Here is a 7,997-nt window from a genome sequence, read left to right as displayed (position 1 = left end):
GGGGGCCACCCCCCTCCCCCCCTTTGTCCGGTTTTGGGCAGGTGTCCGGCCCGGTTTTGCAGATGAAACCTGATCTCCCTGAGCGAGCGGAATCGTTGCCCCACAGGTCCGGTAAGCACTCGCTCATCTCAGATCGCGGGCCATCGCCTGCTTGATCATATCCATTGCTTCCTGGAGGATGTCCCGTGCATCCTCCCGCTCCATCCGGTAGAGTCTCTGCAAGGGAGCAAGGGCCCGGGGATCCCCGAGCATGCCCAGGGCCCAGGCAGCTTTTTTCCGCACGCGTTCATCATCATCCCACAGGGTGTCGATCAGCGGCTCCACGGCCCGGAGGTCTCCGAGCCGGCCCAGCGCTTCTGCTGCATTCCACCGGATCCCTTCGTTGTCATCAGAGAGCTTTTCGAGGAGGACTTCGAGGGAGTTGGACATGGGGGTGTCACCGTTGCTTGGGTTGGTTGTGGGTATGTGGGGGATGGGGTGAGATGAAGGTTGGGGCCGGGGATTGGAAGCTCTCGGAGCTACGGAGCGTTGCGATGCCTTCCGCCGCCCCCGACGGGGCGCCCCCGCGGCGGATCAGGGAGGGATCACCATAGGTACTGCGGCTGTCGGGCGATTATTAGTCACAGAATAAAATAAACGCTTTAATAGTATTGTAAATTAATATGGGTCAATTAGAGACATTCGAATGGAGAATATTACTAGAGCATACTATGAAGCCCATTTTGAAAATCTATTTTTAAAGTCTAAAGGGGCAGAATTTCAGAATTTTTTCTCTAAAATAATGGAGACTCGTTATCCAAGTGATTTTGTTCCAATACGACCTTGGGGAAACCTTGGAGATCGAAAAAACGATGGTTACCTTGTCTCTCAAAAATCTGTTCATCAGGTATATGCCCCCAATGAAATGGAATTGTCTAAAGCCAAGAATAAAATTGACATGGACTTGGAAGGTGCATTAACATATTGGAATGGAAAAATGAAAAAATGGATATTTGTGCACAATTCCTTTGAGGGATTAAGTGCCGATATTACTAGCTATTTAGAAGAGAAAAAGCAAGAATATTCCTCTATTGAGATTGGGATCATGGGGAGATCCGAATTACGAGATATTGTTTTTTCGATGAATGAACAGGATATTGCATATATTTTGGGACCTGCACCTTCAGATAAAGCAATGAGAAGTATCCAACTCGAAGATTTGAAAATTGTGATTCTATCAATCGGTGCAGAAAACCCCGTTTTAGATGAGGATATCAAATCCCCCCCCATAGATAAAATTGTTTATAATAAATTGTCGGAAGAGGTTAAAACATTAATAATTGCGGGAATGCGTAAATCCCCATTAGTTAAAATATTTTTTACTAAATGGCATGATCGAACATTTGCAGATAAAATTACGCAGGCATTTAAAAATCGTTATTCAGAGTTAAAACGGGCAAATCTCCCCCCAGATGAGATTTATATGCAGTTAATCGAATTCGCAGGAGGAAAGGAGATGAAAAGTCCAACTCATTTATCAGCTGTACTTGCAATAGTCTCCCACTTTTTTGAAGAATGTGATATTTTCGAAGGATATGATGAGGGGGATCTTCCGTGATTTTACCTTCAAAATGCCTGAGAATTGATTTAAGCATATTAGGTTCCGGGGGCGAAATACTCCAACACTTGAATGAGCCAAAACAAGTATCCCGAGTTTGGGATGAGATCAAAAAGATGGAGATTGAAAAATCGACAGACTCAAAAATTACTTATGATTGGTTTATCCTTTCACTGGATTTCCTGTTCTTGTTGGGCATTATTGAAATTGACGATGGAATTATCAAAAAAGTGAAACCATGATTTATCGAATTTTAAGTGATTTGCCGAAATTTAAGAATATTTCTTTACGTCCCGGAATGAATATTATTGTTGCCGAAAAAAGCGAAAATTCAACGCTTCAATCAACGCGGAATAAAACCGGGAAAACCAGTTTAGTAGATTTAATAAATTTTATTTTTGGTTCAAACTGTGATAAAAATTGCATTTTCAGAACCGAACTTCTGGAAAAAGCTACATTTTCGGCGGAATTTGATCTAAAAAATGAAAAAGTGATGGTGAAAAGAAGCGGCGAAGATCCTAATCAATTCATAGTGATAAATGAGACGAGAAACGACCCTACTTTATTGAATACCGGTAACCCCCAAGAGAAGACTCGCTCTCTTTCACAATGGCGAGATGAACTTGGCAACTCATTTTTTAATTTACCTATTAAACCTAAAAAGGGAAAAGAGAAGAAAAAACAACCTACATTTCGTTCACTATTTTCATATTTTGCTCGTCGTGAAAATGCGGGAGGTATCTTATCCCATGAGCGTCAGTCTGAAGACCAACAGACTTGGGATCAACAGGTTGCCATCTCATTTTTGTTAGGGTTGGATTGGACAATTTCCCAAGAATGGCAGATTATCCGGGATAGGGAGAAGAATTTAAAAGAGCTAAAAAAAGCTGTGGGTGAAGGTGCATTTGGGGAAATTCTTGGTAAGGTATCTGAATTAAGAACCACCCTCGTAATATCAGAAGAGAAAGTTGCATCATTGGAAAAAGACCTTGAATCATTTAAAGTGATTCCTGAATACGATAGATATGAAAAGGAAGCTACAGAATTAACGAACTTACTATCTGATATTGCCAACGAAAATATGCTTGATCGTGAATTGATATCTGATCTTAATATCTCTCTGAAAAGTGAGGCCCCTCCTTCATTTGAGAATTTGGAGAGATTATACCAAGAATTTGGCGTTATTTTTCCAACCAAAGTTTCCCGTCGATTCGAAGAGGTAAGAAAATTTCATAATACTGTTATTAGGAATCGAAAATTATATCTTCAATCTGAAACTGAATCGGCGGAAAAACGAATTCTTGAACGAAATACGCAGAAAGAAGAATTAATTTTACGACGTGCAAAGGTCTTGTCTATTTTACAATCTCATGGGGCACTTGATCAATTCACAAGAATGCATTCTGATCTTATAGAACTCCAAACAGAAACCGAATCCTTGAGAAGACGATATCTCGCTGCCGAACAACTTGAAGGTCAAAAAACCGAATTGAATATTGAGAGAAATAAACTATTGAGCCGTTTACAGCAGAATTTTCAAGAGCAAGATCTACTGATGAAACATATTATTTTAACATTTAAGAGTATTTCCAGCCAGTTATATGAAGATCCAGGTCGGCTGGAAATCACAGCATCCAATGATGGTCCAAAATTTGATATTAATATTCAAGGTGTAAAAAGTAAAGGCATCAGAAATATGCAAATTTTTTGTTTTGATATGATGATGATGATTCTCTGTCAAGAAAGGGGTATTGGACCCGGCTTTTTAATTCATGACAGTCATGTTTTTGATGGTGTTGATGCACATCAAAGAGCGACGGCATTTCAAGTTGGGGCAGAAATGGCAGATAAATATAATTTCCAATATATAGTTACGATGAATTCATGTGATATGCCTATGGAATATGGGAACAATGTGAATGATTTCAATATTGAAGATTATGTGCTCCATGTAGGGATTACGGACGCGAAGGATGATGGCGGATTATTTGGATTTAAGTTTTGAATAGCATTCATCACTTGAAACATATCTTCAAAATTTATCGAACGGGTCAAAAACGCGAATTGTGTGGAGATCCCAAATTCGATTATGTTGGAATGTGTCGTTAAGTACTGTTAGCATATACCCCTAACAGAGATACCCACAAAAATTTGTAACCTCGTGAGCAGAATCTCAAGCCTATTAGTTTAAAATTATTTTTATGGTTACTTTGAAAACAAAGCAGAAATACGTTGCCTTATTGAAAAATTGAGTGAATTATCATCACTGTTTGGTAGTGTCTGTTTGGGGATGGCCCGGTATTCCTTTAAATTCGTTGCAGGTCTTATCCAGGTAATTGTTGTCATGGGTATTTGACCCGAACCCATGAGGACTTTATCTTTTTCACCAATACTTAAGAGATTCGCTTTAATATAAGTACCTTTAAAAAGATCACCTTTTATCGGTAAACCATCCTCATTTTTTTCAACATTTAATAAAAATTGTGCACCGCAACTTAAACTTCCCTCTTTTTGAGACCAATAATGACCTATCAATTTAGCATCTCTAATAAGTCTACCCTCAAATATCCATTTTCTTCCGAGTTCTCGAGAATCTTGAGGAAAAGTTCGAGTTATATCCGCGTAAATATTATTTTTCCTATGCTTTACTATATAAAGATCTTCTTTTATTTTTTCCCCAGTATTATCATATATTGTCAATGTCCAGTTTCCAGTCATCCAACCCTGACGAGATTCTAATTCTTCAATACACAATGAATAAACGGCCGTTATGAAAATCCCTATATATATAGATACAACTGAAATAAACCAAGCATCTTCCATTGAGAATTTGCCTTCAATAAAAATTACAAGTCCGACGGTTACAATAATCGAAATTGCCAATATACTTATTGCCACCAATAATTTTAATCCTAAACTTTGTTTAGCAAACATATCCTGATTTGCCCTCCCAATGTGGTTTGCATAAATTTTAACATTCAGCCTATATCTGCCTTATTTAATAATTCACGTGCGTATTAGCACAAGTTTTCGAAACAGGGGTGTGGAATTAGATGAGTGACATTTTTTAAGATACCTATAACCCCGCTAGATTATGCGAGGGAAGAAATTCGAACCCAAGAATTCCCCGCACCCGTTACTGCACTCTTTAAAAGAAACTTCACACGACCCACACCTACCTCGCCGTACACATCGAACATATACCTGGCGGCTCCTCCCGTGCACAAAGATGCCCGCAGCCCTTCCACGCCACGGGCCCGCAGACTCAGCAGAGCCCGAAACTCATAAAAAAGATCACACAAACCTCTCAAACCTTTCCTTCGTCGCCTTACAAATCGGACAAATCCCCGGTGGCTGCTCGCGGGCGCAGAGATACCCGCAGACCTTGCAGCGCCAGACCGGCAGGGGAAAGACCGGGCGCTCGGTTGTTGAAGCGACTCTGATCGAACCGGCTTTCATACGTTCGGACCGGGGCGGGCGGCGTTCGGGAATGGGTGCGACAGTTTGTTTTCCCGAGGCAATGGCTTCGTTCACGTACAGGGCGCAGTAACAGGCGCCGTGCTCCTCAAGATCGCTGTCCCGGTAATCGCAGGGGCAGACAATATCGAGGTCCTGGTCCTTTATGCCGGATGCAAGCCGGCAGGGACAGGCCCGGTACCCGTAGCGCTGCCCGTTCTTCAGGAGACCGCGGATCAGGTTTTTCACAAAGTCTTCGTCGGGGTTGAGCCGGTACCCGTTCTTCTCCGCATCGGTCTTGTAGGCCGCATATGCCGCGTCAATTTCGGCCTCGGTGATCACGGCGGGATTCATGCGCCAAAGGCCTCCAGTATCTCGCTCTCGCGGAACCCGATGATGGCCCGGGTATCGCCGATCACGAGCGTGGGAAACGATCCGGCCGGGTTCCAGCGCTCGATCTTCGCCATAGCCTCGTCCTGCTCCTTTCCCTCCAGCAGGTCCACGTACTCGTAATCGAACGCGATCCCGAGCGATTCGAGCAGCACCTTCGTCTTATGGCACCACTGACAGGTAGAGAGCGCATAGAGCATGACCTGTCCCTTGTCTTTCCCGTTCACATGGGTCGGCATCAAAAACACCTTTATTATCTGGGAATTACCGCCGGGACTATTTAATCGTGAGGATAGGGGATACCCGGGCACGCGGAGGTTATCATAAGACCCGGGAGTTAGCAAGGGCCCGGCAGTGGTTTACCCCGGAAAAAACGGAAGCTGTCAAAAGAGCCGCGACGGCCGGGCGGCCGGGTGCATCAGCGTTAATAACTAATCCGGCACATAAGATATGGACATCATGAAGGCGGTTCTGGGATTCGAGGACGGGGAATATGTCACCGGGGAAGGATTCGGGGTAGAGGGGGAATGCGCAGGAGAACTGGTCTTTAACACCCAGATGACCGGGTACATGGAATCCTTGACGGATCCCAGTTATTTCGGCCAGATTCTCATGTTTACGTTCCCGCAGATCGGCAACTACGGTGTCGATCCGCAAAACTTCCAGAATCCCCGCGTATGTGCGCTCGGATGTATCACCAAGGAAATCTGTGAAAAACCCGAACACCTCCCTTCCCTCAGAACCTTTTTTGAAGAAAATCACCTTCTCGGCATGAGCGGCGTGGACACCCGTGCGCTGACCATCAAGGCCCGGGTGCACGGCACCATGCGGGCCGCGCTCGTTGTCGGGAGCAGCGACGGCGCATATGCAGTCGCGCTTGCCAGAAAGAGCCCGACTATCTGCGACATCGTCCCCATCCCGGAAGTATCCTGCAAGGAACCCTACCACATCCCGGGCACGGGAAAGAAGATCGCCGTCATCGACCTCGGGATAAAAAAGAACATGCTCACGAGCCTTTCAAAGAGGAACGGCGACCTCTACGTCTTCCCGTACAATGCAACGTCATCCCAGGTCATGGCCTGTAAGCCCGACGCGCTTTTCATCAGCAACGGCCCCGGCGACCCCAAGCAGGCACCGGATGCGATCCGCTGCGTCAAGGAACTCCTCGGGAAGCTCCCCGTTTTCGGGATCTGCATGGGGAACCAGGTCTCCGCGCTTGCCCTTGGCGGCGACACCTACAAGCTCAAGTTCGGCCACCGGGGGGCAAACCAGCCGGTCCGGTTCAAGGACGGGAAGATCTTCATCACCACCCAGAACCACGGGTTTGCCGTAGATGCAAATTCCCTGCCCGAGGGCTGCAAGGTTACCTACACGAATGTCAACGACGGCACGGTCGAAGGGTTCGAGAACGAGGACCTGATGCTCACGACCGTGCAGTTCCACCCCGAGGCACACGGGGGGCCGCGCGATACCGAGGCCCATTTCTTCGATGCGCTGTTCAGGAGGCTAGCATAATGCCCCTGCGCACCGACATCAAAAAGGTCCTCCTCATCGGGTCGGGACCGATCCAGATCGGGCAGGCCGCAGAGTTCGACTTCTCGGGATCGCAGGCCTGCCGCTCGCTCCGCGAAGAGGGAATCGAGGTAGTGCTGGTCAACTCGAACCCCGCAACGATCATGACCGACCCCGAGATGGCCGAGAGGATCTATATCGAGCCGCTCCGGGCAAACATCATCGCAAAGATCATCGAGAAGGAGAAGCCCGACGGCATCCTCTCGGGCATGGGCGGCCAGACGGGCCTCAACCTCACCGCGGAACTTGCCGAGATGGGGGCGCTCAAGGGCGTCGAGATCCTCGGGACCCCGCTCGAAGCGATCTACAAGGGCGAGGACCGGGAGAAGTTCCGCGACCTCATGAACGAGATCGGGGAACCGGTCCCGAAAAGCATTGTCCTCAACACCTTAAGCCAGATCGACGACGCGATTGCAAAGATCGGCCTCCCCGCGGTCGTCCGCCCGGCCTACACCCTCGGAGGCGCCGGCGGCGGTATCGGCAGGACAAAGGAAGAGCTGACCCGGATTGTCGAACTGGGCCTCTCCCGTTCCCGTATCCACCAGGTGCTCATCGAACAGAGCGTGATGGGCTGGAAGGAGCTCGAGTTCGAAGTAATGCGGGACGCGACCGACACCTGCATCATCGTCTGCAGCATGGAAAACATCGACCCCATGGGCATCCATACCGGGGAGAGCGTGGTCGTTGCACCCATCCTTACGCTCCGCGACGACGAGTACCAGATGATGCGGAGCGCAGCCATCCATATCATCCGTGCCCTCGACGTGCAGGGCGGCTGCAATGTCCAGTTCGCCTTCAAGGAGGGGGAGTACCGGGTCATCGAGGTCAACCCGCGTGTCTCCCGTTCATCGGCCCTTGCCTCGAAGGCCACCGGCTACCCGATCGCACGGGTGGCAGCGAAGATCGCCATCGGCATGCACCTCGACGAGATCAAGAACTCGGTCACCGGCTGCACTGCCGCCTCCTTCGAGCCGACCATCGA

The 7,997-nt window shown here is 47.4% G+C and carries 9 protein-coding genes; 5 read left to right on the top strand and 4 right to left on the bottom strand.

Annotation, left to right across the window (positions count from 1 at the left end; translation table 11 throughout):
* Window positions 1-123: 123 nt before the first annotated feature.
* Window positions 124-429 carry a HEAT repeat domain-containing protein gene (locus tag BP758_RS07265; RefSeq protein ID WP_292370204.1) on the bottom strand — a complete coding sequence of 102 codons (306 nt, stop codon included), beginning with the start codon at window positions 427-429 and terminating at the stop codon, window positions 124-126.
* Window positions 430-685: 256 nt separating this feature from the next.
* Here BP758_RS07265 and BP758_RS07260 point away from each other — a divergent pair, with 256 nt between their 5' ends.
* Genes BP758_RS07260 through BP758_RS07250 form a run of 3 tightly spaced genes read left to right on the top strand, consistent with a single transcriptional unit; the run spans window position 686 to window position 3,602 of the window.
* Complete coding sequence (locus BP758_RS07260) at window positions 686-1,597, top strand: ABC-three component system protein (RefSeq protein ID WP_292370203.1); 912 nt, start codon at window positions 686-688, stop codon at window positions 1,595-1,597.
* Window positions 1,594-1,839, top strand: a complete 246-nt coding sequence (locus tag BP758_RS07255; RefSeq protein WP_292370202.1) for an ABC-three component system middle component 6 — start codon at window positions 1,594-1,596, stop codon at window positions 1,837-1,839. Before BP758_RS07260 ends, BP758_RS07255 begins: the two co-directional genes overlap by 4 nt.
* Window positions 1,836-3,602, top strand: coding sequence for an ABC-three component system protein (locus BP758_RS07250; RefSeq protein WP_292370201.1), 1,767 nt, complete (start codon window positions 1,836-1,838; stop codon window positions 3,600-3,602). The genes BP758_RS07255 and BP758_RS07250 overlap by 4 nt, the downstream gene beginning before the upstream one ends.
* A gap of 200 nt (window positions 3,603-3,802) precedes the next feature.
* Here BP758_RS07250 and BP758_RS07245 read toward each other — a convergent pair whose 3' ends face one another.
* The 3 genes from BP758_RS07245 to BP758_RS07235 all read right to left on the bottom strand — a co-directional run bounded on the left by BP758_RS07245 (window position 3,803) and on the right by BP758_RS07235 (window position 5,682).
* On the bottom strand, window positions 3,803-4,531 hold the full coding sequence (locus tag BP758_RS07245) for a hypothetical protein (RefSeq protein ID WP_292370200.1): 729 nt from the start codon (window positions 4,529-4,531) through the stop codon (window positions 3,803-3,805).
* A gap of 360 nt (window positions 4,532-4,891) precedes the next feature.
* Window positions 4,892-5,407, bottom strand: coding sequence for a ferredoxin-thioredoxin reductase catalytic domain-containing protein (locus tag BP758_RS07240; RefSeq protein WP_292370199.1), 516 nt, complete (start codon window positions 5,405-5,407; stop codon window positions 4,892-4,894).
* Window positions 5,404-5,682, bottom strand: coding sequence for a glutaredoxin family protein (locus BP758_RS07235; RefSeq protein ID WP_292370198.1), 279 nt, complete (start codon window positions 5,680-5,682; stop codon window positions 5,404-5,406). Before BP758_RS07235 ends, BP758_RS07240 begins: the two co-directional genes overlap by 4 nt.
* A 220-nt stretch (window positions 5,683-5,902) precedes the next feature.
* Here BP758_RS07235 and carA point away from each other — a divergent pair, with 220 nt between their 5' ends.
* Together carA and carB are read left to right on the top strand one after the other, a co-directional pair.
* A complete protein-coding gene (carA, locus tag BP758_RS07230; protein ID WP_292370197.1) occupies window positions 5,903-6,958 on the top strand; it encodes a glutamine-hydrolyzing carbamoyl-phosphate synthase small subunit in 1,056 nt (351 codons plus the stop codon).
* A partial coding sequence (gene carB, locus BP758_RS07225; RefSeq protein WP_292370196.1) for a carbamoyl-phosphate synthase large subunit occupies window positions 6,958-7,997 on the top strand: 1,040 nt, incomplete at its 3' end. The genes carA and carB, both read left to right, overlap by 1 nt.

It is taken from the genome of Methanoregula sp. UBA64 (assembly GCF_002502735.1).
In the GTDB taxonomy this organism is placed as follows: domain Archaea; phylum Halobacteriota; class Methanomicrobia; order Methanomicrobiales; family Methanospirillaceae; genus Methanoregula.
Note: the sequence above shows the minus strand (reverse complement) of the source record. Positions and strands in the feature narration are given on the sequence as shown.

Coding starts and splice junctions, on each gene's coding strand:
- BP758_RS07260 (WP_292370203.1), top strand. CDS start 686: ATGGAGAATATTACTAGAGCATACTATGAAGCCCATTTTGAAAATCTA.
- BP758_RS07265 (WP_292370204.1), bottom strand. CDS start 429: ATGTCCAACTCCCTCGAAGTCCTCCTCGAAAAGCTCTCTGATGACAAC.
- carA (WP_292370197.1), top strand. CDS start 5,903: ATGAAGGCGGTTCTGGGATTCGAGGACGGGGAATATGTCACCGGGGAA.
- BP758_RS07235 (WP_292370198.1), bottom strand. CDS start 5,682: ATGCCGACCCATGTGAACGGGAAAGACAAGGGACAGGTCATGCTCTAT.
- BP758_RS07240 (WP_292370199.1), bottom strand. CDS start 5,407: ATGAATCCCGCCGTGATCACCGAGGCCGAAATTGACGCGGCATATGCG.
- BP758_RS07250 (WP_292370201.1), top strand. CDS start 1,836: ATGATTTATCGAATTTTAAGTGATTTGCCGAAATTTAAGAATATTTCT.
- BP758_RS07245 (WP_292370200.1), bottom strand. CDS start 4,531: ATGTTTGCTAAACAAAGTTTAGGATTAAAATTATTGGTGGCAATAAGT.